Source organism: Hansschlegelia beijingensis (genome assembly GCF_014196425.1).
Taxonomy (GTDB): Bacteria; Pseudomonadota; Alphaproteobacteria; order Rhizobiales; family Methylopilaceae; genus Methylopila; species Methylopila beijingensis.
In genome coordinates, this window is sequence record NZ_JACIDR010000002.1 from 463,306 (window position 1) to 487,213 (window position 23,908).

20 protein-coding genes and 1 tRNA gene are annotated in these 23,908 nt (G+C 71.3%); 13 read left to right on the forward strand and 8 right to left on the reverse strand.

Annotated elements, in window-relative coordinates; all coding sequences use genetic code 11:
• Positions 1–8: 8 nt before the first annotated feature.
• Positions 9–890 carry a ParB/RepB/Spo0J family partition protein gene (locus GGR24_RS08715; protein ID WP_246398177.1) on the forward strand — a complete coding sequence of 294 codons (882 nt, stop codon included), beginning with the start codon at positions 9–11 and terminating at the stop codon, positions 888–890.
• A gap of 187 nt (positions 891–1,077) precedes the next feature.
• Here the strand turns inward: GGR24_RS08715 and holA are convergent, their stop codons facing one another.
• The 3 genes from holA to ccrA are packed head-to-tail and all read right to left on the reverse strand — an operon-like array spanning position 1,078 to position 3,878.
• A complete protein-coding gene (holA, locus tag GGR24_RS08720; RefSeq protein WP_183394948.1) occupies positions 1,078–2,109 on the reverse strand; it encodes a DNA polymerase III subunit delta in 1,032 nt (343 codons plus the stop codon).
• A gap of 42 nt (positions 2,110–2,151) precedes the next feature.
• Positions 2,152–2,595, reverse strand: coding sequence for an aspartate 1-decarboxylase (locus tag GGR24_RS08725; RefSeq protein WP_183394949.1), 444 nt, complete (start codon positions 2,593–2,595; stop codon positions 2,152–2,154).
• Positions 2,595–3,878 (reverse strand): crotonyl-CoA carboxylase/reductase, encoded by a 1,284-nt coding sequence (ccrA, locus tag GGR24_RS08730; protein ID WP_183394950.1) that lies wholly within the window; start codon positions 3,876–3,878, stop codon positions 2,595–2,597. The genes GGR24_RS08725 and ccrA overlap by 1 nt, the downstream gene beginning before the upstream one ends.
• A gap of 169 nt (positions 3,879–4,047) precedes the next feature.
• Between ccrA and GGR24_RS08735 the strand changes: the two genes are divergently transcribed.
• Complete coding sequence (locus tag GGR24_RS08735; protein ID WP_183394951.1) at positions 4,048–4,311, forward strand: GlsB/YeaQ/YmgE family stress response membrane protein; 264 nt, start codon at positions 4,048–4,050, stop codon at positions 4,309–4,311.
• Between the two features lie 1,215 nt (positions 4,312–5,526).
• Here GGR24_RS08735 and yihA read toward each other — a convergent pair.
• The 4 genes from yihA to rpmH all read right to left on the reverse strand — a co-directional run bounded on the left by yihA (position 5,527) and on the right by rpmH (position 8,729).
• Positions 5,527–6,180, reverse strand: coding sequence for a ribosome biogenesis GTP-binding protein YihA/YsxC (gene yihA / locus GGR24_RS08740; protein ID WP_183394952.1), 654 nt, complete (start codon positions 6,178–6,180; stop codon positions 5,527–5,529).
• A 169-nt stretch (positions 6,181–6,349) separates the two neighbouring features.
• Positions 6,350–8,146: a membrane protein insertase YidC gene (yidC, locus tag GGR24_RS08745; RefSeq protein ID WP_210286090.1), complete on the reverse strand. Its 1,797-nt coding sequence runs from the start codon at positions 8,144–8,146 to the stop codon at positions 6,350–6,352.
• Positions 8,146–8,559 (reverse strand): ribonuclease P protein component, encoded by a 414-nt coding sequence (rnpA, locus tag GGR24_RS08750; RefSeq protein ID WP_183394954.1) that lies wholly within the window; start codon positions 8,557–8,559, stop codon positions 8,146–8,148. Before rnpA ends, yidC begins: the two co-directional genes overlap by 1 nt.
• A gap of 35 nt (positions 8,560–8,594) precedes the next feature.
• Positions 8,595–8,729 (reverse strand): 50S ribosomal protein L34, encoded by a 135-nt coding sequence (gene rpmH / locus GGR24_RS08755; RefSeq protein WP_020179492.1) that lies wholly within the window; start codon positions 8,727–8,729, stop codon positions 8,595–8,597.
• Between the two features lie 259 nt (positions 8,730–8,988).
• Here rpmH and GGR24_RS08760 point away from each other — a divergent pair, with 259 nt between their 5' ends.
• The 8 genes from GGR24_RS08760 to GGR24_RS08790 all read left to right on the forward strand — a co-directional run bounded on the left by GGR24_RS08760 (position 8,989) and on the right by GGR24_RS08790 (position 15,961).
• Positions 8,989–10,452 carry a sensor histidine kinase gene (locus GGR24_RS08760; protein WP_183394955.1) on the forward strand — a complete coding sequence of 488 codons (1,464 nt, stop codon included), beginning with the start codon at positions 8,989–8,991 and terminating at the stop codon, positions 10,450–10,452.
• A 98-nt stretch (positions 10,453–10,550) separates the two neighbouring features.
• Positions 10,551–10,627, forward strand: a tRNA-Arg gene (locus GGR24_RS08765).
• Between the two features lie 225 nt (positions 10,628–10,852).
• Positions 10,853–11,833 (forward strand): aldo/keto reductase, encoded by a 981-nt coding sequence (locus tag GGR24_RS08770; protein ID WP_183394956.1) that lies wholly within the window; start codon positions 10,853–10,855, stop codon positions 11,831–11,833.
• 102 nt (positions 11,834–11,935) lie between these two features.
• Positions 11,936–12,061, forward strand: a complete 126-nt coding sequence (locus GGR24_RS17770) for a hypothetical protein (RefSeq protein WP_281375324.1) — start codon at positions 11,936–11,938, stop codon at positions 12,059–12,061.
• Positions 12,058–12,843, forward strand: a complete 786-nt coding sequence (locus GGR24_RS08775; RefSeq protein ID WP_210286128.1) for a metal ABC transporter ATP-binding protein — start codon at positions 12,058–12,060, stop codon at positions 12,841–12,843. Before GGR24_RS17770 ends, GGR24_RS08775 begins: the two co-directional genes overlap by 4 nt.
• A complete protein-coding gene (locus GGR24_RS08780) occupies positions 12,840–13,712 on the forward strand; it encodes a metal ABC transporter permease (RefSeq protein ID WP_183394958.1) in 873 nt (290 codons plus the stop codon). Before GGR24_RS08775 ends, GGR24_RS08780 begins: the two co-directional genes overlap by 4 nt.
• A gap of 13 nt (positions 13,713–13,725) precedes the next feature.
• Positions 13,726–14,640 carry a metal ABC transporter solute-binding protein, Zn/Mn family gene (locus GGR24_RS08785; RefSeq protein WP_183394959.1) on the forward strand — a complete coding sequence of 305 codons (915 nt, stop codon included), beginning with the start codon at positions 13,726–13,728 and terminating at the stop codon, positions 14,638–14,640.
• A 52-nt stretch (positions 14,641–14,692) separates the two neighbouring features.
• Positions 14,693–15,961: a hypothetical protein gene (locus tag GGR24_RS08790; protein ID WP_183394960.1), complete on the forward strand. Its 1,269-nt coding sequence runs from the start codon at positions 14,693–14,695 to the stop codon at positions 15,959–15,961.
• On the opposite strand, the gene GGR24_RS08795 is transcribed toward GGR24_RS08790, so the two are convergent.
• Positions 15,909–16,994, reverse strand: coding sequence for a zinc-binding metallopeptidase family protein (locus GGR24_RS08795; RefSeq protein WP_183394961.1), 1,086 nt, complete (start codon positions 16,992–16,994; stop codon positions 15,909–15,911). The two genes, GGR24_RS08790 and GGR24_RS08795, sit on opposite strands and share 53 nt — an antisense overlap.
• Before the next feature lie 159 nt (positions 16,995–17,153).
• Here GGR24_RS08795 and GGR24_RS08800 point away from each other — a divergent pair, with 159 nt between their 5' ends.
• The 3 genes from GGR24_RS08800 (at position 17,154) to GGR24_RS08810 (ending at position 23,902) form a co-directional block, all read left to right on the forward strand.
• Positions 17,154–20,477 carry a transglutaminase family protein gene (locus tag GGR24_RS08800; protein WP_183394962.1) on the forward strand — a complete coding sequence of 1,108 codons (3,324 nt, stop codon included), beginning with the start codon at positions 17,154–17,156 and terminating at the stop codon, positions 20,475–20,477.
• Positions 20,478–20,546: 69 nt separating this feature from the next.
• Positions 20,547–23,012, forward strand: a complete 2,466-nt coding sequence (locus tag GGR24_RS08805; protein WP_343066225.1) for a circularly permuted type 2 ATP-grasp protein — start codon at positions 20,547–20,549, stop codon at positions 23,010–23,012.
• Positions 23,009–23,902, forward strand: a complete 894-nt coding sequence (locus GGR24_RS08810) for a transglutaminase family protein (protein ID WP_183394963.1) — start codon at positions 23,009–23,011, stop codon at positions 23,900–23,902. Before GGR24_RS08805 ends, GGR24_RS08810 begins: the two co-directional genes overlap by 4 nt.
• Positions 23,903–23,908: the final 6 nt, after the last annotated feature.

Consider the following 23,908-nt stretch of genomic DNA (forward strand, 5'->3'; position numbering starts at 1 on the left):
AGACGGCGATGGCGGAGACCAAGATGGAAGAGCCTCAGCGCTCTAGGCTGGGCCGGGGGCTCGCGGCTCTGATCGGGGACGTCGGCGACGAGTCCGCGGTGATGGAGCGGTCTCGCCCCCAGCGCCGCGCGCCGATCGCGCAGCTCCGCCCCAGCAAGGCCAACCCGCGCCGCAGCTTCCGCGAGGAGGACCTTGAGGAGCTGACGGCCTCGGTCCGCGAGAAGGGCGTGATCCAGCCGATCCTCGTGCGCCGCGTGCCGGAAGAGCGCGAGACCTACGAGATCATCGCCGGCGAACGCAGATGGCGGGCCGCTCAGCGGGCGGGCGTGCACGACGCTCCGATCGTGGTGCTCGACGTCACGGAGCGCGAGGCGCTCGAGATCGCGATCGTCGAAAACGTGCAGCGCGCCGATCTCAACGCGGTGGATGAGGCCGCCGGTTACGACCAGCTGATGGGGCAGTTCTCCTACACCCAGGAGGACCTCGCGCGCGTCATCGGAAAGAGCCGCAGCCACATCGCCAACACGCTGCGTCTGCTCAAGCTGCCTGACGCGGTGAAGGAGCATCTGGCGAACGGCGCGCTCACCGCCGGCCACGCCCGGGCGCTGCTCGCTCTGCCGGACCCGGAGGCTGCGGCGGCCAAGGTGGTGGCGAAGGGCCTGTCGGTGCGCGAGGTGGAGGCCATGGCCCGCGCGCCGGAGGTCAAGGGCTCCGCCAGGAAGCCGCGCGCCGCGGAGAAGGACGCGGACGTCCGCGCCCTTGAGGCCGAGCTCGGCGAGGCTTTGGGTCTCGATGTGACGCTGACGGCGCGCGCCGTCGGCGGCGAGATCGCAATCCGCTATCGCAGCCTCGATCAGCTCGACCTGATCGTCAGGCGCCTGCGCGGTTAGGTCGTTTTCGGGTTTTCCGGGCAGGGGCGGGGGCCGCAGAAGGGGCGTTTGACTCCATCGGCCTCTGGAGGGGCCGCTGGCGGCGTCGGCGCCGCGGAGGTCCGATCACACCGCGCGGGGTCAAAATCGCCGCCAGCGAGTCTCTGTGAGGCGGTTGTCCCGGCCGGCCGCACAACCACAGCGAGAGTTATCGATTGGCTCGGGCTGCCTCGGCGGCGGCGGCGAGCAAGGCGCGTTCCGACGCCGCCTCGCCGAGGGTCGGATGTCTGCGGGTCAGCGCCACCGCGTCGGCGAACCGGGACACGGCGCCCAGCAGCCGCTCCGAGGTCCAGCGTGACAGCGCGCGCTCCACCGCCTCCTTGCGGCGGAAGTGGATCGCCCCGCCTGCGCCCTCGACCACCGAGCGGGCGGTGCGCCCGCCGTCGACGTCGCCGCGCATGCGGTGAAGCGACAGGGCGTGCCGCAGCGCCGCGCCGACCACCACGGAGGCGGGCGTGCCGCCGATCTTGAGCGAGCGCAGCAGCGCCGCGGTCTCGGCCGTCCTGCCCGTGAAGGCCGCGTCCACCGCCTGGTCCATTCCGACATCGCCGGCGTCGGCGATGACGGCGGCGACGTCGTCCGGCTCGATGCGTCCCTGGTCCATCGCATAGAGGCAGAGCTTCCGGACCTCTTCGCGCGCCGCCATCCGGTCGCCCGCGAGGTGGGCGACGAGCAGGGCGCGGGCCTCCGGGGCGATCGACAATCCCGCGGCGCGCATCTCGTCATCGATCAGGCGGTCCCGCCCGGCGGCCTCGTCCGGGTAGCAGGGCAGGGCCGCGCCGCGCGGGCTCTTCTCGAACAGCGCCCTCAGCGGCGCGCTCTTCTTCAGGTCGCCGGCCTCCAGAATGATCAGCGATTCCGGCGCGGGACCGTTGAGGAGGCCGTCGACGGCGGCCGTGATCGCGCGGCCGCCGGCGCGGACGCGTATGACTCGCTTGCCGCCGAACAGCGCGATGGTGCGGGCTTCGTCCGCGAGGCGGCCCGGATCGGAGGCGAGTTCGTCGCCCTCCAGCCGGATCAGCCCGAACGGATCGTCCGAACCCTCGAGCGCCCTGACCGCGAGACGCTCCGCGCGCTCGGCCACCAGCCCCGCGTCGGGACCGTAGAGCAGCACGGCGAACACGTCAGGCTGGGGCCGCGCCAGGAAGGCGTCGACCGCGGAGGCTTTGATGGCGACCATGGCCGGACCGTGCGGTCGCGGCGGCCGACCGTCAAGCCGCCATCAGCCGACCAGCGCGCGGATCGGCACGACTGCGCCGTCGCTCTCGATCGTCATGTCGAGCTCGCCCGCCTCATTGCGGAAGACCCGATAGGCGATCTCCTCCGCCACCTCGTTGTCGGGCCGGAAGGTCAGCACCGTGGGCTGCGCCGCGATCACGTCGTCGACCGCGCCATAGGTGGCGGAGGCGATGATCACCTCGTCGCCGATCTGGCAGGTGCGCGCCGCCGCGCCGTTCAGGATGCAGCAGCGCGAGCCGGCGACGCCGTAGAGCACATAGGTCGAGATCCGCGCGCCCGAGTTCTTGTTCCAGATCTCCACGAACTCCAGCGGGTCGAGGCCGGCCCGCCGGCAGATCTCCGGGTCGAGCGTGATCGAGCCATGGTAGTTCAGGTCGGCCCCGGTGACCCGCAGGCCGTGCAGCTTGGCGCGGACGAAACGCTGCATCACGCCGCAGCCGCGGATTTCGACGCCTGATAAGCCTCGACCACGTCCTCTACGGTGCGCAGCCCGGCCCGCGGCGCGTTCACCAGCACGGCCATGTTGCCGGGCGCGTGCTGGTTCTTCCACATCTTGGTGTGCGCGGCCGGGATGTCCTTGAACGCGAACACCTCGGACATGCAGGGATCGACGCGCTGCTCGAGCACGAACCTGTTGGCCGCGGAGGCCTGCTTGAGATGGGCGAAGTGCGAGCCCTGGATGCGCTTCTGCCGCATCCAGACATAGCGGGCGTCGAAGGTGATGTTGTAGCCGGTGGTGCCGGCGCAGAACACCACCATGCCGCCGCGCTTCACCACCAGGCAGGAGACCGGGAAGGTCGACTCGCCCGGATGCTCGAACACCATGTCGACGTCGACGCCCTTGCCGGTGATCTCCCAGATCGCCTTGCCGAAGGCGCGGGCGTTCTTCACCCACACATTGTATTCGGGGCTGTTGACCTTGGGCATCTGGCCCCAGCAGTCGAAATCCTTGCGGTTGATCACGCCCTTGGCGCCGAGGCTCATGACGTAGTCGCGCTTCGACTCGTCCGAGATCACCCCGATCGCGTTGCCGCCCGAGGCCGCGATCAGCTGCACCGCGAACACGCCGAGGCCGCCCGAGGCGCCCCACACCAGCACGTTGTCGTTCGGCTTCAGCGCGTGCGGCGCGTGCCCGAACAGCATCCGGTATGCGGTGGCGAGCGTCAGCGTGTAGCAGGCCGCCTCCTCCCAGGTCAGGTGCTTCGGCCGCTCCATCAGCTGGCGCGACTGCACCCGGCAGAACTGCGCGAAGGAGCCGTCCGGCGTCTCGTAGCCCCAGATCCGCTGGGAGTTGGAGAACATCGGGTCGCCGCCGTTGCACTCCTCGTCGTCGCCGTCATCCTGGTTGCAGTGGATGACGACCTCGTCGCCGACCTTCCAGCGCTTCACCTTGCCGCCGACCGCCCACACGATCCCGGAGGCGTCCGAGCCGCCGATGTGGAACGGCGAGCCGTGCCGGTCGATCGGCGAGATCGGCTCGCCGAGCGACGCCCAGACGTGGTTGTAGTTGACGCCGGCGGCCATGACGTAGACCAGCACGTCCTCGTCGCCGAGCGGCCAGGTCGGCACCACCTCGAGCTCGTTCGCGCTCTCGGGCGGGCCGTGGCGCTCCTTGCGGACCACCCAGGCGTGCATGTTCGCGGGCACATGGCCGAGCGGCGGCATCTCGCCGAGGTCATAGAGGTCTTTGCGCTCGGCGGACGCGGTCATGCGCTGCTCTCCGTCAGGGGGCGATGTGCAAGGCAATATGCTTCGCCCGGAGGCCCGCGCAATGCGACCATAGCCGGGCGCCGCGCTGCGGCATGGCCGCCGCGGCCGGCCGCCTTATCTCCATCCGCGGAGGCGGGATAGGCCGCTCTCCGCGGAGATTGAGGCGCACATGGAACCTTTCGCAGGCTTCGGCATCATCGCGATCCTGATCATCGGCGGCATCGCGGGCTGGCTCGCGGGCCTGATCGTCCGCGGCTACGGCCTCGGCATCATCGGCAACATCGCGGTCGGCGTCGTCGGCGCCTTCATCGGCGCCTGGCTGCTCGGCCGGCTCGGCATCTTCGTCGGCAACGGCGTCCTGGGAGCGATCGTCGGCGCCACCATCGGCGCGGTCGTGCTGCTGTTGATCATCGGACTTTTCAGACGGGCCTAGTCCCGCCGGCTCAGACGGGCCTAGTCCCGCCGGCGGCCGGCTCTTCTCCCTCCTCACGGCGCAGCCGTGGGGAGGGTGGCCTCGGCCGACAGGCCGAGGTCGGGTGGGGTCTTCGGGCGTGGGGCGCTGTCCTGAGACCACCCCACCCGGCCGCGCTGCGCGCGTCCACCCTCCCCTCTGCGAGGGAGGGACAGAGCGCCCTTCGCGCCGGCCCCGCCTCTTCTTCTCCCTCCTCACGGCGAAGCCGTGGGGAGGGTGGACGCGCGCAGCGCGGCCGGGTGGGGCCGTTGGGCGTAGAGCGCAACGCCGCAGACGCGCGCCATCCGCCGGGTCGCACGGCGCAAAATCCTCATCCGGTTCAAACAGCGACAGCGGAAGGCGCGGAGCGCCGGGCCACCGTGGTTTTACGCGTAATCTTTGCCGGTCGCCCGGCGCTCCACGCGCGGCGGCTTGTTCATCGGTCGCGGAAGCCGCGCTCCGGCCGCGGGCGGCCCGCAGCCCCTTTCGGGGTCGGTCCCTTTGCGGATTTTGGAGTTCGCCGCCTCCGAAGAAGCGCCGTGGCCCAAAACCCATCCCGCGCCTTAAGGCGCTCGACGGCGCGGCCCCGTCCTAGTGCGGGGCGGGCGGCCTGTAATCCCGTTGGGAAGCAAGCTCCCCACCAGGCCCGCAGCCGACGTCCCGGGACCGCAAGCTCCGGTGCTCGCAGGCGCAGGCGCCGCTCCTCCCCCGCATGGCCGGCCGGTCCGGACACGCCTTCCTGTCGGGGAAGGACAGCGGAAGGAGAGCATGAGGGAGACGGAATGTCAAGGAATAAAAGCCTATAACCTCCCCAGCCGTCATGCCCGCCTTCGCGGGCATCCACGACTTACCTCCAGCCGCGCCGCTCGACGTCCAAGTCGTGGATACCCGGCCTGCGGCCGGGCATGACGCGGAGAGGTTCGGGCGAGCGCTCCCGCCCCACCCCACCCGGCCGGCTTCGCCGTCCACCCTCCCCTCTGCGAGGGAGGGAGAAGAGCGCCCTTCATTCGAGGCGCGACGCCTCCTCTCCCTCCTCGCGCGCAGCGTGGGGAGGGTGGCCCTTCGCGCAGCGAAGGGTCGGGTGGGGTTCTCCGGCGTAGCGCTCTGTCCTGTGATCACCCCACCCGGCCGGCTGCGCCGTCCACCCTCCCCTCTGCGAGGGAGGGAAAGAGCGCCGTTCGTCCGAGGCGCGGCGGCTCAGCTGCGCTCGTCGATCAGGCGCGCGATCGCGGCGCGGAGGTCGGCGACGCCGGTTCCCTCGCGGCTCGACGTCGCCAGCACCACCGGGAAGGCGGCCGGGCGGCGGATGAGGGCGGCGGCGGTCTGCTCGATGCGCTCCGCCTGCTCGGGAAGCTTCAGCTGGTCGAGCTTGGTGAGCACGATCTGGTAGGAGGTCGCGGCCTGGTCGAGCAGGTCGAGCGCCTCGCGGTCGACCTCCTTCAGCCCGTGCCGGGAGTCAATCAGCACGAACACCCGCGCGAGGCTCGCGCGGCCGCGCAGATAGGACTTCACCAGATAGGTCCAGGCGCGCACCTGCTCGACGGGGGCCTGGGCGTAGCCATAGCCCGGCATGTCGACCATGTAGGCGCGCCCGCCGAGGTCGAAATAGTTGAGCTGCTGCGTGCGGCCCGGCGTGTTCGAGGTCTTGGCGAGCGTCTTGCGGCCGGTGAGCGCGTTGACGAGGCTCGACTTGCCGACATTGGAGCGGCCCGCGAAGGCGATCTCCGGCCGGTCCATCTCGGGCAGCTGCGCGAGCTTCGCGGCGCCCATCACGAAATCGCAGCGGCCGGCGAACAGCTTTCGGCCGATCTCCGGATAAGGATCTTCGGGGACTTCGATCTCGTCGGCCATGGACGGCTCTCCTTTCCGGCTGCGCGGCCGGAACCTGCGCCGTCGTCCTCCGGCCTGAGCGTCGGGCTCGACGTCGAACGCGAATGGTCCGGCCTGCGGCCGGACCATGACGAAGCGGGACTGTCCCGGACCCGCCCGTGCGGCGGTCCGGGAGGACGGCGCGCCGCGCCTAGCTCTTCGTGGCGTCCGCCGGCTTCTTCCGGAACGCGTCCCGGATGTTGCCGAACAGGTCCACCTTCACGCCCTGGCGCTTCATGATGATGGACTGCTGGATGATCGACAGCGTGTTGTTCCACGACCAGTAGATCACCAGACCCGCCGGGAACGACGCCAGCAGGAAGGTGAAGAACACCGGCATCCAGTTGAACACGAACTGCTGGGCCGGGTCCGCCGGCGCGGGGTTGAGCCGCATCTGCACGAACATCGTCACGCCCATGATCAGCGGCCAGATGCCGATCATCAGGAAGTGCGGCGGGTCCCAGGGGATCAGGCCGAACAGGTTGAACAGCGTGGTGGGATCGGGCGCCGCCAGGTCGTGGATCCAGCCGAAGAACGGCGCATGCCGCATCTCGATGGTGATGAACAGCACCTTGTAGAGCGAGAAGAACACCGGGATCTGCACCAGCACCGGCAGGCAGCCCGCCAGCGGATTGATCTTCTCCCGCTTGTAGAGCTCCATCAGCTCCTGCTGCTGCTTCGCCCTGTCGTCCTTGTACTGCTCGCGCAGCCGCTGCATCTCGGGCTGCACCAGCTTCATCTTCGACATCGAGACGTAGGACTTGTTGGCGAGCGGGAAGAACAGCAGCTTCACGATCACCGTCACGATCAGGATCGAGACGCCGAAATTGCCCACGAGCTTGTAGAAGAAGTCGAGCGCATAGAACATCGGCCGGGTGATGAAGTGGAACCAGCCCCAGTCGATCAGCAGCTCGAAGCGCTCGACGCCGCCTTCCTTCTCGTAGCGGTCGAGCACCGAGACCTGCTTGGCGCCGGCGAACAGCCGGTTCGAGGTCTCGGCGGTCGCGCCGGGCGCGAGCGTGACGGGCTCGAGCAGATAGTCGCTCTGGTAGGCCTTGCCGCCCTCGGTGGTGGCGGCGAAGCGGCCCGTATAGGGCTTGTCCTGCGGCGGGATCAGCGCCGAGGCCCAGTACTTGTCCGTGATGCCGAGCCAGCCGCCGGTCACCTTGAAGGTGCGGGCGCCCTCGGAGACCTTCTTGTAGGACAGCTCCTGCAGCCCCTCGTCGCCCAGGAAGCCGATCAGGCCTTCATGCAGGATGTAGTAGCCCTCGACGTGCGGCTCGCCGCGCCGCGAGATCAGCGCGTAGGGATAAAGCGTCTGGGCCGCGGCGCCGGCGTTCGACACCGTGTCCTTGACCGTGAACATGTAGTCGTCGTCGAGCGAGATCGTGCGCCGGAACGTCAGGCCCTCGCCATTGTCCCAGCTCAGCACCACGGGCGTGGTGGAGGTGAGCGCGCCGGTCGTCTCGGCCTTCCACTCGGTCTGGCCGTCCGGCAGCTTCACCGTGCCGCCCGGGGCGTTCACGAAGCCGAACTCGGCGTAATAGGGCTGCGGGCTGCCGAGCGGCGCGAACAGCACGATCTCGGGGCTCTTGGGGTTGACGGTCTCGCGGTAGTCCTTGAGCGAAACGTCGTCGATCCGGGCGCCGGTGAGCGAGATCGAGCCGTTCAGGCGCTCGCTGTCGATCGCCACCCGGACGCCCTGCTTGAGGATGTCCTCGCGGGAGCGGGGGGCGGCCGTGGTCGCGGCGGCGGCCGGCGCGTCCGGCCGCGGCGCGGCCTGCTCGCCGATCATCGGCCCGAGGTCGCGCGTGTCGGCGCTGAGCGCCTGCTGGGTCGCCTGTTGCTGGCGCTGCGCTTCGAGTTGGGGTCGCGCGAAGAAATACTGCCAGCCGATGAGGACGCAGATCGACAGGGCGACCGCGATAATCGTGTTGCGAGTGTCCATCACCGTCCGCTTTCGCGCCGGCCGCCCGGCGCCGGAGAAGACCCGGCGTCCGCCGGGCCGGCGGGTCGGCTGCGCCCATGGGCGCGCTTCGCCGCTTCTTGGATGTCCCGCAGGATGCGCTCGAACGGAACGTCGAGAACAGCGCGGCGGGCGATCAGCACGTAGTCGCAGCCTGGTCGCGCCACGTCCGTGAGGACGGCGCGGGCGGCGGCGCGCAGCCGCCGTTTCATTCGGTTCCGTTCGACGGCGCCGCCGACGCGCTTGGTGGCCGTGAAGCCGACGCGCGCCTGGGCGCCCGGCTCTCCACGATCGCGCATCTGCAGCCCGATGATCGGGCCGCCGATCTTGACGCCGTCATGCGAGGCGGCGACGAAGTCGCGCCTCTGGCGGATGGTCTCGAGCGGAGCCGGCATGGGCGCGCCGTTCGGTGCGCCTGCGAGCTCGCGCGTCAGGCGCTCAGCCGCTTGCGGCCCTTGGCGCGACGCGCGGCGATGACCTTGCGGCCGCCGACCGTCGCCATGCGCGCGCGGAAGCCGTGGCGGCGCTTGCGGACGAGCTTGCTGGGCTGATAGGTCCGTTTCACGAACGTAGTCTCCGGTCGCCGAACCGCCGGACGCCCCGAGGGCGACAGGCTTGCGGCGCGGCCAAAACGAAAAAGCCCGCGGCGGACGCGGGCGCGATCACGGCCGGCTTATACGGGAGCGCGGCGTCGCAAGTCAACGGCGCGTCGGCCCCGGGGGGCGGCGGAAGGCCCGCGGCGCTCCCGGGCGCGCCGTTGACGAAGCGGGCCCGGAGCCGCATCATCCGGCCGCGCGCACGCGCTTCGTCGCGCCAACAAGATCATGACAGACCAGTCGACCAACGCGGAAGCCACCACCGGACGCCTCGGCCTCTCCGGCAAGCTGCTCGCGCTGACGGCGCTGTTCGTCATGGTGTCGGAAATCATGATCTTCGTGCCGTCGGTCGCGAATTTCCGGCTGAACTACATCGACGACGAGATGAACCGCGCCCGCACCGCCGCGCTCGCGCTCGACGCGGCGCCGGACGGCGCGGTGGCCGAGCCGCTGGCGCGCAAGCTGCTCGCGAGCATCGGCGCGCGCGCGCTCGTGCTGAAATCCGGGGAGGCCCGCCGGCTGCTCGCGGTCGCCGACATGCCGCCCGAGGTCGCGATCACCATCGACCGGCGCGAGCCGGCGGGCGTCAGCGCGATCCTCGACGCCTTCGACGTCATGCTGAACGGCAAGAAGCGGCTGGCGCGCGTCGTCGCCGAGGCCCCCGAGCAGGGCGACTTCATCGAAATCGTGGTCGACGAGACCGCGCTGCGCAACGCGATGCTGGGCTTCGCCCGCAACGTGCTGCTGGTGGCGCTGGTGATCTCCCTCGTCACCGCGGCGCTCGTCTATCTCGCGCTCGACCTGATGATCGTGCGGCCGGTGCGGCGGCTCACCGCCACCATGGTGGGCTTCGCCGAGGCGCCGGAGGACGCGAGCCGCATCGTGGTGGCCTCGGGCCGCGCCGACGAGATCGGCGTCGCGGAGAGCGAGCTCGAGCGGATGCAGAGCGAGATCCACGGCCAGCTCCAGCAGAAGTCGCGGCTGGCCGCGCTCGGCCTCGCGGTCAGCAAGATCAATCACGACCTCCGCAACCTGCTGGCGGCGGCCCAGCTGATGTCCGACCGGCTCGGCACGGTCTCCGACCCGACCGTTCAGAAGCTCGCGCCGAAGCTGGTCGCCACCCTCGACCGCGCCATCAGCTTCTGCCAGTCGACGCTGTCCTACGGCGCCGCGCAGGAGACGCCGCCGGCCCGCCGCATGGCGTCGCTCGCCGACATCGTCGAGGAGACCCGCACGGCGCTCGGGCTCGCGACCGAGGACGCGCAGATCGGCTTCACGACCGCGGTGGAGCGCGGCCTGCTGATCGACGCCGACCCCGATCACATCTTCCGGATCCTGCTCAATCTCGGCCGCAACGCGACGCAGGCCTTCGAGAACCGCGGCACGCCGGACCCGGCGCGCGACCAGATCCGCATCTCCGGCCGCCGCGAGGGCGCGGTGGTGGTGATCGAGGTCTCGGACACCGGCCCCGGCCTGCCGTCCAAGGCGCGCGAACACCTGTTCGAGCCGTTCCAGGGCTCGACCCGGCCGGGCGGCTCGGGCCTCGGACTGGCGATCGCGGCGGAGCTCGTGCGCGCCCATGGCGGCTCGATCGCGCTCGTGGAGGGCACGATGGGCGCGACCTTCCGCATCACCATCCCGGACCGCCCCATCGATCTGCAGGCGCGCGCCCGCGAACGCGCGCGAGCGTGACGCGGGCGCTCTCGAGGCGCTCGCCAGCCCCTTGCCAAGCCGCCGCCGAGCGGCTAACACGTCGCCTCCGCCGCGGCCATTGAGGCCGTCCCGGACGCGCGCCCGTAGCTCAGCTGGATAGAGCACCAGACTACGAATCTGGGGGTCAGAGGTTCGAATCCTTTCGGGCGCGCCATTCTCTTCCTCGAAAATCGAGAGCTTCCGGAAGCCGTCCGCGCTGCGCGCCGGCCTGCGCCTGCGGCCGTCCGGACTGGAAGACGCTCGGCTCCGACAGATATCCGTCGGTGACCGCCCGGGCTCGCTCGGCCGTCGGTGAGGCGAGCAGGGGTACTGCGCCGTCGCGTCCGGTCGTGCGGCGCGGCCGCGCCGGGCTGACGGACGCCTTCCAGGGAGAACGCCCATGACCGATTCCCGCTTCGCGCCCCCCGGCCCGCTCGGCTTCGGCGGCGCGCCGCTCGGCAACATGTTCGACGTCGTGGACGACGCCACCGCCGAGGAGGCGCTCGCGGCCGCCTGGGACACGGGCGTGCGCTATTTCGACACCGCGCCGCATTACGGCAGCGGCCTCTCGGAGCATCGCTTCGGGAACATGCTCCGCGCCCGGCCGCGCGAGGAGTTCACCCTGTCCACCAAGGTGGGCCGGCTGCTGCTGCCGGACCCGGGCCGGCCCGAGAACCCGCCCTTCGTGCAGGGCCTCCCGTTCCGGGTGGAGCACGACTACTCCTATGACGGGACGATGCGGTCGATCGAGGACAGCTGCCAGCGACTCGGCCTCGCCCGGATCGACGTCGCCTATATCCACGACGTCGCGGAGGACCATCACGGCGCGGCGTGGGAAGAGGTGTTCGCGGAGGCCATGACGGGCGCGGCGCGGGCGCTGATGGCGCTGCGCGACCAGGGCGTGATCAAGGCCTGGGGGCTCGGGGTGAACCGGGTCGAGCCCTGCGTGCTGGCGCTCGAACAGTCCGACCCGGACGTCTTCCTGCTCGCCGGCCGCTACAGCCTGCTGAACCAGCCGGCGCTCGGCCGGCTGTTCCCGATGTGCCTCGAGCGCGGGGTCCATGTCGTCGTGGGCGGGCCATACAATTCCGGCCTGCTGGCCGGCGGCGACACCTTCGAATACGCCGACGCGCCGTCCGAGATGATCGCCCGACGCGACAGGATCGCGGAGCTCTGCGAACGGCACGGCGTCGACATCCGGGCGGCCGCGCTGCAGTTCTGCGCCGCGCATCCGGCGGTGGCGGCGGTCATTCCGGGCGCCAAGCGCGCCGCGAAGGTGCGCGAGAACGCCCGGCTGATGCGCGAGCCGATCCCGGCCGCGCTGTGGAGCGACCTCAAGGACGCCGGCCTGTTGCCCAGGGACGCGCCGACGCCGGGCTGAGCCGCGGGGGCCGGCCGCGGCGCCGCGCCGCGGCCGCCCGGCGGGGTCCACGGCTTGTAATGTTATAATGTTACATATATCGGTCGTGGAGAAGGAGCCCGCATGGCGTCTCGCGATCCGTTCCTGTCTTCGATGCTGGCCCAGCCGGCGGCGCGCCGCGTCGCGGCCGCGGCGGCTGTCCTCGTGCTGCTGTGGGGGGCGATCGCATGGGCGATCGCGCTGCCATGAGCGTCGGCGCGATCAGCCTGCGCGACGTCACCGTCGCCTACGACCGCCACCCGGCCGTGCATCATCTTTCGGGCTCGTTCGCGCCCGGCAGCCTGACCGCGATCGCCGGGCCCAACGGGGCCGGCAAGTCGACGCTGCTCAAGGCCCTGATGGGTGAGCTGCCGGTGAGCGAGGGCGCGATCGACCGCGGCCAGCTCTCCGTGCGGGAGTTCGGCTATCTGCCGCAGGCCGCGGAGATCGAGCGGCGTTTTCCGATCTCGGTCGCGGACGCGGTGACGCTCGGCGCCTGGCGGCGCACCGGCGCGTTCGGGGGCATGACGCGCGGGATCGCCGAAGAAGCGCGGCGGGCGCTGAGCGCGGTCGGCCTCGAGGGCTTCGAGCGGCGCCATGTCGGTTCGCTCTCCGCCGGGCAGTTCCAGCGCGTGCTGTTCGCGCGCCTGCTGATGCAGGACGCCAAGGTCATCCTGCTCGACGAGCCCTTCACGGCGATCGACGCCCGCACCACGCGCGACCTGCTGGAGATCATCCGGCGCTGGCGCAGCGACGGCCGCACCGTGATCGCGGTGCTGCACGATTTCGAGCAGGTGCGGGCGCATTTCCCCGAGACGCTGCTGCTCGCCCGCGAGCCGATCGAATGGGGCGCGACCGCCTCCGCCCTGTCCCCCGCGAACCTGCTGCGCGCCCGCGCGATGGCGGAAAGCTGGGACGAGGGCGCGCAGCCCTGCCGGCCGGACGCCCATGCGCACGGTCACGCCCACGCCCGCGCGCACGACCACGCATGACGCTCTATTCCGCGCTCCTGGAGCCGTTCGTGGACTACGGCTTCATGCGCCGCGCGCTGGTCGCGACGCTCGCGCTCAGCCTCGGCTCCGCGCCGATCGGCGTGCTGCTGATGCTGCGCCGGATGAGCCTCGTGGGCGACGCCATGGCGCACGCCGTGCTGCCCGGGGCCGCGATCGGCTTCCTGATCGCCGGCGGCCTGTCGCTGCCAATGATGGGGCTCGGCGGCCTGGTGGCGGGCCTCAGCGTCGCGCTGCTGTCGGGTCTCGTCAGCCGGACGACCGCGCTCAGCGAGGACGCGAGCTTCGCGAGCTTCTACCTGTCGTCGCTCGCGCTCGGCGTGCTGATCGTCTCGCTGCGCGGCTCGAACGTCGACCTGCTGCACGTGCTGTTCGGCACGATCCTCGCGATCGACGCGGAGTCGCTCTGCCTGGTCGGCGGCATCGCCTCGCTCACCCTGCTCACGCTCGCGGTTGTGTACCGGCCGCTGGTGGCGGAGTGCTTCGATCCCGGTTTCCTGCGTGCGGTCGGCGGCCGCGGGCCCGTCTACCACCTGCTCTTCATGTTCCTGGTGGTGATCAATCTCGTCGCCGGCTTCCAGGCGCTCGGCACCCTGATGGCGGTCGGCATGATGACGCTTCCGGCCGTGGTGGCGCGGCTCTGGGCGCAGACGCTTCCGGCGATGTTCGCGGTGGCGGTCGCGGTGGGCGCGGTCTCGGGCCTCGTCGGGCTGATCGTCTCGTTCCATCTCGGGGTCGCCTCCGGCCCGACCATCATCCTGACCGCGAGCGTGATCTACGCCGCGTCGTTGCTCGCCGGGCCCTCGAGCGCGCTGCGCCGGCTCGTCCGTCGGCCCCATCTCTCCGCCTGAGAGGACGCTTTCCATGAACGCAGTGTCGAGGCTGTCCGCAGCCCTCCTGGCGGTCGCGGCGCTGTGCGCCCCGGCCGCCGCCTCCGCCGAGCCGCTGAAGGCGGTGGTGAGCTTCACGGTGCTGGCCGACGTCGTGAAGAACGTCGGCGGCGCGCATGTCGAGGTCCGCAGCCTGGTGCCGCCGAACGGCGATCCGCACGAGTTCGAGCCGGCCCCCGACCATGCCCGCGCGCTCAAGAACGCCGACGTCGCCTTCGTGGCGGGCGACGGGCTCGAGGGCTGGTTCGAGCGGCTCGCCAAGGCCGCCGGCTACAAGGGCCGGCCGGTCGCGGTCTCGGCCGGGGTGAAGACCGCGACCATGGAGGAGCACGGCGAGACGGTCACCGACCCGCATGTCTGGAACAGCCCGTCCAACGTGCTGGTCTGGGTCGCCAACATCGAGAAGGCGCTGGCCGCGGCCGATCCGGAGAACGCCGCCGCCTTCAAGGCCAATGCGGCGCGCTATTCGGAGGAGCTGAGGGCGCTCAACGCCTATGGCCATTCGCGCTTCGACGCCGTGCCGCCGGAGAAGCGCAGGGTGCTGACCAGCCATGAGGCGTTCGGCTATCTCGGGCGCGAATACGGCGTGACCTTCCTGTCGCCGCAGGGGATCTCGACCGAAGCCGAACCGTCGGCCGGCGGCGTCGCGGCCCTGATCCGGCAGATCAGGAGCGAGGGCGTGAAGGTCTACTTCCTGGAGAACTCCAACGATCCGCGGCTGATGCGCCAGATCGCCGAGGCGACCGGCGCGCGGCCGGGCGGCGAGCTCTACCCGGAGGCCCTGTCGGGACCGGACGGGCCGGCGTCGACCTATCTGGCGATGATGCGCCACAACATCGACCAGATCGCCGACGCGGTGGCAGCGCAGAGCGCAGCGCAGGCCCGCTAACCGCCTGTCAACGCGGCCGCCTCACGCTGCCCCGAACAGGCAGGGGGGCGGCATGGCCGCTGAGGTCGGCGAGAGGCGCGGCAGGCGGCTGGAACGGGCGGCGGCGGCGCTGTTCGTCGCCGCGCTGACGGCGCTCATGCTGGTCTCCATCGCCGACAAGCCGTTTCCGTTTCGCGGGGCGGACGAGCAGGGCCACTTCTCCTATGTGGCCCACCTCTCCCGGAGCGACCGCCTGTGGCCCGACCTTGGCGCCATGCCGCTCTACGATCCGGCCGGCGCGCCGACCGGGCGGGCGAACTTCATCAATCATCCGCCCCTGTTCTACTGGACCGCGCTGCCGCTCCATGACGCGCTCGCGGCGCGCCATGCGGACTTCGGGTGGTTGAGGGTCTATCCGGCGGCGCTCGCGACCGCGGCCTTCGCGGCGATCGCAGCCTTCGGGCTGCGCATGCGGATCGGCGCCGCGGGCTTCGCCGTGCTGTTCGCCGGCGCGGCGTTCCTGGATTTCGCGGCGCTCGCGGGCGCCTTCAGCAACGACCAGATGGCGATGCTGGGCGGCGCGCTCGCCTGCCTCGGGGCGGCGCGGCGGGTCTCGTCGAGCACGGACCGCGCAGGCCTCGCGCTGCTGCTGGCCGGCGTCGCGCTCTGTTCGGTGAAGCTCACGGCGCTGATGCTGGCGGGCGGCTTCGCGGTCCTCTGCCTGCTGCTTGCGCCCGGCCGGAAGCCGGACCTGAAGGGACTCGCCGCGCTGGCGGCGGCCGGCGTGATCCTGGCGGTTCCCTACCTGATCCTGTGGCGAAGCTACGGCTCGCCGGCGCCGAGCACCGCCGGCCAGACGCAGATGCTCCGGGACTACATCGCCGAATTCGGCTGGGAAAAAGTCCCGCGCGTGGGCCTCGCCGCCTATCTGGCCGACGCGCCGTCGCTGTTCGCGGTGCAGCTCGGGCGGAGCTTCGCTCACCTCGCGCTGCTGATGGCGATGTGCGCGACGGCGATCGTGGCCTTTCTGCCCGGCGAGAGGGAGGCGCGGCCGGCGGCGACGACGCTGGTGCGGGCCGCGACGCTGGCGACGGTCGCGACGCTCGCGGTCCACCTCGCCTTCGCCTACCAGCGCTACGCCGAGCATGGCTGGCTCGGCGATCTTTATCCCCGCTACTACTTCCCGCTGCTCGCCGCCTACGGCCTGAGCTGGTCTCTCGCCGCCCGTCGGTTTGCGGGACGCCTGGCTCCCGCGGGGCGGGCCAGCGGCGGGGTGACGCGGCCTCGGTTCAGCCCGCGGACTCATCCTGAGGCACGCGGCCGTGGACGAGGTCGTGGATGAAGCCGAGCTTGTGGATCACAGGCTCGGTCAGGACGAACGGGTACGGGTCGGGCGCGCCCATCGACCTGTTCAGCGCGTTCAGCGCCGCCGACAGGGCGAGCCAGGACTCGGCGATGTTCGCCATGGTGGTGTTCGGCGAATAGACGTCGAAATTGATCATCGCGGTGAGGAGGTCGTCGCGGTCCTCGCGCGGGTTGACCACGAAGCCCCAGGCCCGCCCGGTGTCGAGCGTGTCGGTGATGTGGAAGTAGTGCGCCCAGGTCTCGGCGAAGCCCTCCCACGGATGCGCGGCCGCGTAGGACGACACGAAGTGCAGCTGCCAGTCGGGCTTGGGCCCGTTGGCGTAGTGCCGCTTCAGCGCCTCGCCGTAATCCTGCGAGTCGTCGCCGAACACGGCCCGGCACGCCGACAGCCTGCCGCCGTCGCGCACCAGCCGGTCCCAGTACCAGTGGCCGATCTCGTGCCGGAAATGGCCGAGCAGCGTGCGGTAGGGCTCGCCCATCGCGGTGCGCCGGCGCTCGCGCTCGGCGTCGTCGGCCTCGGCGAGCGCGATGGTGATCAGGCCGTTGTCGTGCCCGGTCATGACGTGGCCGCCATTCTCGGGATCGTGGCTGAGGAACTCGAAGCCGAGCCCTTCGGGATCTTCTTCGCGCGTCACCAGCGGGAGCTTCAGGCGCAGCAGCGTGTAGAACAGCCGCCGCTTGGCGATCTCCATCTTCTGCCAGAGCGCGACGTTGGAGGCCTCGCCCAGATTGGGCACGACGAGGTTGTGCCGGCAGGCGAGGCAGAAGCCGCCCTCGCCCTCGCCCGGCACCAGCCAGTTGCAGGCGCCGTGCGTATAGTTCTCGCAATACCGCCAGGGCCTGCCGTCCGCGTGGCGGCCGACCGAGATCCAGCCGCCGTCGTCGGCCGGCTCCAGCGCCAGCATCGCGTTGGTCTCCGGCTCATAGCCGAGCGCGTGGTTGCAGCGCTCGCACAGGACGTTCTCGAAGAACACCACCTGGTCGCAGGACGGGCAGGAAAACAGTTTCATCGAACGTCCTTTGCACGCGGCGGTTTGTGTCCGGCGCCCGACAATGCCGCGGGACGTTAAACAGTTCCGGACATCCCGCGCCGGCCGCGGCGATCCGCCTTGCTGCGCCGCGAAAGCCCACTAAGCTGCACGCCGCCAACCCGGAGCGCCGCGCTACGCATGTCGATCCTCGCAGCTCTCCACCATGTCACGCACTACAAATACGATCGCCCGGTGGTTCTCGGGCCGCAGGTCATCCGGCTGCGGCCGGCGCCGCATTCGCGCACCCGCGTGCCGTCCTTCTCGCTGAAAATCTCGCCCGCGAACCACTTCATCAACTGGCAGCAGGACCCGTTCGGCAACTACCTCGCCCGGGTCGTCTTCCCCGAGACGACCACGGAGCTGAAGATCGAGGTCGATCTTCTCGCCGACATGACGGTCTACAACCCGTTCGACTTCTTCCTGGAGGAGGGCGCGGAGACCTGGCCCCTCGCATATGAGGAGACGTTGCGGACCGACCTCGCGCCCTATCTCGAGACGCCGCCGGCCGGGCCGGAGCTGCAGGCCTTCCTCTCCGGCCTCGACCGCAGCGAGCCGCGCACCATCGACTTTCTGGTCGGCCTCAACCGGACCGTCTCGCAGGCGGTCCGCTACCTGATCCGCATGGAGCCCGGCGTGCAGACGCCCGACGAGACGCTCCGGAAGGCGTCGGGCTCCTGCCGCGACTCCACCTGGCTGCTGGTCCATGTGCTGCGCAATCTCGGCTTCGCGGCGCGCTTCGTCTCCGGCTACCTGATCCAGCTGAAGCCCGACCTCGTCGCCCTCGACGGGCCGGCCGGCACCGACCACGACTTCACCGACCTGCACGCCTGGACGGAGGTCTATCTGCCGGGCGCCGGCTGGATCGGGCTCGACCCCACCTCCGGCCTGCTGACCGGCGAAAGCCATGTGCCGCTCGCGGCGACCCCGCACTACCGCTCGGCCGCGCCGATCTCGGGCGCCGCCGGCTATGCGGAGGTCGATTTCGACTTCTCCATGTCGGTCGCCCGCATCGCGGAGCGGCCGCGCGTCTCCTATCCGTTCTCCGAGGAAAGCTGGAAGGAGCTCGACCGGCTGGGCGAGGCGGTCGACGCCGAGCTCGTGCGCAACGACGTGCGGCTCACCATGGGCGGCGAGCCGACCTTCGTGTCGATCGACGACTTCCAGTCGCCCGAGTGGAACGCGGACGCCACGGGACCGCAGAAGCGGGCGCTGGCGGACGAGCTGATCCGCCGGCTGCGCGACCGCTTCGCGCCCGGCGGCTTCCTGCATTACGGCCAGGGCAAGTGGTATCCGGGCGAGACCCTGCCGCGCTGGACCTTCTCGCTGTACTGGCGGAAGGACGGCAAGCCGATCTGGCGGAACGCCGAGCTGATCGCCCGCGAGCGCGCCTCGAACGCCGCGGACGCCCGCGCCGCCGAGGCGCTCGCGACCGACGTCGCCACGCGGCTCGGCGTGCCGGCCGCGAACGTCACGGCGGCCTATGAGGATCCGGCGTACTGGCTGACGCGCGAGGCGCAGCTTCCGGAGAACGTGGACCCCAGCAATTCCAGGCTCGCCGACCCGGAGGAGCGCGCCCGCATCGCCCGCGTGTTCGACCGCGGGCTCAATGCGCCGACCGGCTACGTGCTGCCGATCCAGCCCTGGCAGGCCGAGCCGGCGATCCGCTGGGTGTCGGAGCGCTGGTCGACGCGCCGCGACAAGCTGTTCCTCACCCCCGGCGACAGTCCGGTCGGCTACCGCCTGCCGCTCGGCTCGCTCTCCTATCTGACGAAGTCCGAGTTCCCCTACTTCTTCCCGGCCGATCCGACGGGGCCGCTCGTCCCGCTGCCGGACCCGGACCAGATCGCGCTTGGCCACGAGCAGCGGCAGATCCACGTTCCGGAGCAGCCCTCGACCGCCGCGGCGCTGCCGGCCGCGCAGGACGAGATCGTCGGCTATGTGCGCACGGCCCTGACCGTCGAGCCGCGCGACGGCAAGCTTTCGGTGTTCATCCCGCCGATGGAGTCGATCGAGGCCTATCTCGATCTGCTGACGGCGATCGAGGGCGCCGCCGAGGCGCAGGGGCTGCCGATCCAGATCGAGGGCTACGCGCCGCCGCCCGACCCCCGCGTCAACGTCATCCGGGTCGCGCCTGATCCGGGCGTCATCGAGGTCAACGTGCATCCCGCCGGCTCATGGCGCGAGGCGGTGGCGATCACCACCGGCGTCTATCAGGAGGCGCGGCTGTCGCGGCTCGGCGCCGACAAGTTCATGATCGACGGCAAGCATTCCGGCACCGGCGGCGGGAACCACGTCGTCGTGGGCGGCGCGACGCCGCTCGACAGCCCTTTCCTGCGCCGGCCGGACCTGCTGAAGTCGCTGATCCTGCACTGGCAGCGCCATCCGTCGCTGTCCTACCTGTTCTCCGGCCTGTTCATCGGACCGACCAGCCAGGCGCCCCGCGTCGACGAGGCCCGCCATGACGGGCTCTACGAGCTCGAGATCGCGATGGCGAACGTGCCGCCGCCGGGCGCCGGCGCGCCGCCGCCGCCCTGGCTGGTCGACCGGCTGTTCCGCAACCTGCTGATCGACGTCACCGGCAACACCCACCGCTCCGAGATCTGCATCGACAAGCTCTATTCCCCGGACGGGCCCACCGGCCGGCTCGGGCTGGTCGAGTTCCGCGGCTTCGAGATGCCGCCGGACGCGCGCATGAGCCTCGCGCAGCAGCTGCTGATCCGGGCGCTGATCGCCCGCTTCTGGAAGAAGCCGGCGGAAGGCTGCTTCGCCCGCTGGGGCACGCAGCTGCACGACCGCTTCATGCTGCCGGCCTTCGTGTGGGCGGACTTCCTCGACGTCCTCGCGGACCTCGGCTGGGCCGGCTATCCGCTGCGGCCCGAATGGTTCGAGGCGCAGGCCGAGTTCCGCTTCCCGTTCTGCGGGCGGATCGAGCGCGAAGGGCTTGCGCTGGAGCTGCGGCAGGCGCTCGAGCCGTGGCACGTGATGGGCGAGACCGGCGCGATCGGCGGCACGGTCCGGTTCGTCGACTCGTCCGTCGAGCGGCTGCAGGTGAAGCTCCAGAACGCCGATCCGGCGCGCCACGCCGTCACCTGCAACGGCCGCCTCGTGCCGCTCGCTCCCACGGGCGTCAGCGGCGAACTGGTCGCCGGGGTGCGCTTCAAGGCGTGGCAGCCCGCGACGGGCCTGCATCCCACCACGCCGGTGCACGCGCCGCTGACCTTCGACATCTACGATCGCTGGTCGAAGCGCTCGATCGGCGGCTGCGTCTACCACGTCGCCCATCCGGGCGGCCGGAACTACGACTCGTTCCCGGTGAATTCATACGAGGCGGAGGCGCGCCGGCTTGCCCGCTTCCAGGACATCGGGCATACGCCCGGGGCCTTCGAGCCGGCGCGCGAGCCGCTCAACGCCCAATTCCCGCTCACGCTCGATCTGAGGCGGCCGGCGGGCCTCACGGGCTGACCGCTCGCGGTCGCCAAGTTTCGCCGGCGGGCGGCATGACGCCGTCCGCTCGCCCTGGAGCCCCAGCCGGTGCCCCGATCGTCAACCGCCGACGCGCCGACGCCATCCGTTCACGACGAACGGCCGTCCGCGGGCCTGCTCCGCGGCTACCGGCCGCCGGCGGGCGTCTTCGACGAGGCGGTCGACGACATGGGCGGCGTGCGGCCGCACTACCGCCCGCTGATCGCCGCGCTCGCCGCGATGGACGAGCCGGAGCGGGAGCGGCGCTTCTCCAGCGCCGCGCAATATCTGCGCGAGGCCGGCGTCTACTATCGGGTCTATGGCGGCCCGGAGCGCGGCGGCGAGGACGTCCGGGCCTGGCCGCTGGCGCAGCCGCCGCTGATCATCGCGCAGCAGGAATGGACCGAGCTCGCCGCCGGCCTCGCGCAGCGCGCGCTCCTGCTGGAAAGGCTGATCGCGGACCTTTATGGCGAGCGCCGGCTGCTCACGGACGGCGTCCTGCCCCCGGCGCTGCTCGGGCGGAATCCCGAATTCCTGCGGCCGCTCGCGAACCAGGCCGCATCCGGATCGCCGCTGATCCGCTTCATCGCGGTCGATCTCGGCCGCGGTCCCGACGGCCGCTGGTGGGTGCTCGGCGACCGCGCCCAGGCGCCCTCCGGCGCGGGCTTCGCGCTGGAGAACCGCGTCGCGACCGCGCGCGCCTTCCCGGAGCTGATCCGCGACCTGAAGGTCCAGCGGCTCGCCCGCTTCTTCCAGAAGTTCCGCGAGACCCTGAACGCGCTCGATGACGGCCGCGGCGCGCGCGTCGGCGTGCTCTCGCCCGGGCCGCACAACGAGACCTATTTCGAGCACGCCTATCTCGCCCGCTATCTCGGCTTCCTGCTGCTCGAGGGCGGCGACTTGGCGGTCCACGGCTCCTCGGTGGTCGTCAGGACGGTCGACGGCGCCAAGCCCATCCGGGTGCTGTGGCGCCGCCTCGACGCGGATTTCGCCGACCCGCTCGAACTGCACCCGCGTTCGCGCATCGGAACGCCCGGCCTCGCGCGGGCCGTGCGGGACGGCGCGGTCGAGATGGTCAACGCGCTCGGATCGGGAATCCTCGAGACGCGCGCGCTGCTCGCGTTCCAGCCGGCGCTCGCGCAGGCCCTGCTGGGCGAGGAGCTCCGGCTGCCCACGGTCGCGACCTGGTGGTGCGGCCAGGAGGCCGAGCGGGACTACGTCAAGACGCATCTCGAGCGGCTGTCGATCGCGCGCGCCTTTCCGCAGACGGTGGAGGACGAGGAGCATCGTCGCCCGCTCGATCTCGGCATGCGGCGCACGCCGTCCGAACGGCTGCTCGACGACCTTGCGAACGATCCCGGAAACGTCGTCGCGCAGGAGCTCGTCGGGCTCTCGACGGCGCCGATGTTCTCCGAAGGCAGGCTTGAGCCGCGGCCGGTGACGCTGCGGGTTTACCTCGCGCGCCACGCGGATGGCTGGAGCGTGATGCCGGGCGGCTTCGCCCGGGTGTCGAGCTCGACGGACCCGCTCGCGGTCACGATGCAGTCCGGCGGCCGCTCGGTGGACGTGTGGGTGACGTCGGACCGGCCGGAGCGGCCGGTCTCCCTGCTCGGGACCGCGCAGGGCTTCGCCCGCCGGCTGCCCAGCGCTCCCCCGGCCCGCGCGGCGGACAATCTGTTCTGGCTCGGCCGCTATGTGGAGCGCGCCGAGGCGGCGACCCGGCTCGTCCGGCTGCACGCCGCGCGGCTCGCCGAGGGCGAACGGCGCGGCCCCCTCGAGGCCGAAGTGGCGGAGCTGCTCGCCGGGATCGGGGTGGAGGTGGCGCTGGGCGACCCGGCCGAGGGGCTGCTCAGGCGGGTGCGCGCGGCTTTCGAGACCGCCTCGCGCATCCGCGACCGTTTCTCGCCCGACGGCTGGCGCGTGCTGGGCGATCTGGTTGACCTGATGGAGCGGCGGCTCGCGCAGGACGAGCCCGAGGACCTGCCGGGGCTCGCGAGCGAGGTGCTGATCCGGCTGTCGGGATTCACCGGGCTCGTCCGCGAGAACATGTACCAGTTCACCGGCTGGCGCTTCCTGCAGGCCGGCCGGCTGCTGGAGCGCGGCCAGCTGACGGCCCGGATCGCGGCGGCCCTGACCCGCGACGAGCCGCCCGAGGGCGCGCTGGAGGCGCTGCTCGAATTCGCCGACAGCCGCATCACCTACCGGCGGCGCTACTCCGTCACCCTGTCGCGCGAGACGGTGGTCGACCTGACCGTGCTCGATCCGCTCAACCCGCGCTCGATCGCGTTCCAGGTGAACGGCTTCAAGACCCTGCTGGACGAACTGCCCGGCATGCGGCGCGGCGAGACGCCCGCCGACGTGGTGCGCCGCGCCGCCCGGCTTCAGGTGCGGCTCGCGACCGGCGACCTGACCGAGGTCAACGAGCTGTTCCTGCAGCGCGTCGCGACCGATCTCGGCGACATCTCCGACCTTCTCGCCCAGCAGTTCTTCAGTGCGGCGCCGGGCGTCCAGACGGAGCGGTCGGAAAGCGAATGATCTACGACCTCTCGCTCAACATCGCCTACGACTACCCGGCCGCCGTGAAGGAGGCCCGCCACGTCCTGCGGGTCCGCCCGCGCGAGCTCGAGGGCCAGAGCGTGCGGTCGACGCGCGTGACGGTGACGCCGCAGCCGGACGAGGCCTGGCGCGAGCTCGACTTCTTCGGCAACGCGCTCGACCAGCTGCTGATCCTGCCGGGGCACGACGCCTTCTCGGTGGCCATGCAGGCGCGGGTCGAGGTCCGCCGCGCGCTTCCCGACCTGGAGGCGACCCCGACGGTCGCCGAGCTGGCCGCCGCCGCCGCCACGGCGCGCGACTGCGGGCCGGCAGGGCCGATGCATTTCCTCGGCGACAGCCGGATGGCGCGGAAGAGCGAGGCCGTCACGGCCTATGCGCGGGATCTGATCGATCCGGCCTCGCCCGCGGGCGAGGCGGTGCTGGCCTTCGCCTGCAGCATGAAGGCGGATTTCCAGTTCGCGCCGGGCGCGACCACGGTCGACACCCCGCTCGAGGAGGCGTTCGCCCGGCGCGAGGGCGTCTGCCAGGACTTCGCGCATGTGATGATCGCCGCGCTGCGCGGCGTCGGAGTGCCGGCCGCCTATGTGAGCGGCTTCCTCAGGACGTCGCCGCCGCCGGGCCGCCCGCGCCTCCAGGGCGCAGACGCGATGCACGCCTGGGTCGACGTCTGGCTGGGGCCGGATCTCGGCTGGCGGGGCTTCGATCCCACCAACGGCGTCACGGTGCTGGACGACCACGTGGTCGTCGCGGTCGGGCGCGACTATTCGGACGTCGCGCCGATCGACGGGGTGGTGCTGACCGCCGGCTCGCAGAAGACGAGCCACTCGGTCGACGTCATCCCCGTCGGGGAGCTGGCGAGCGAGGCCTGAGGGGCC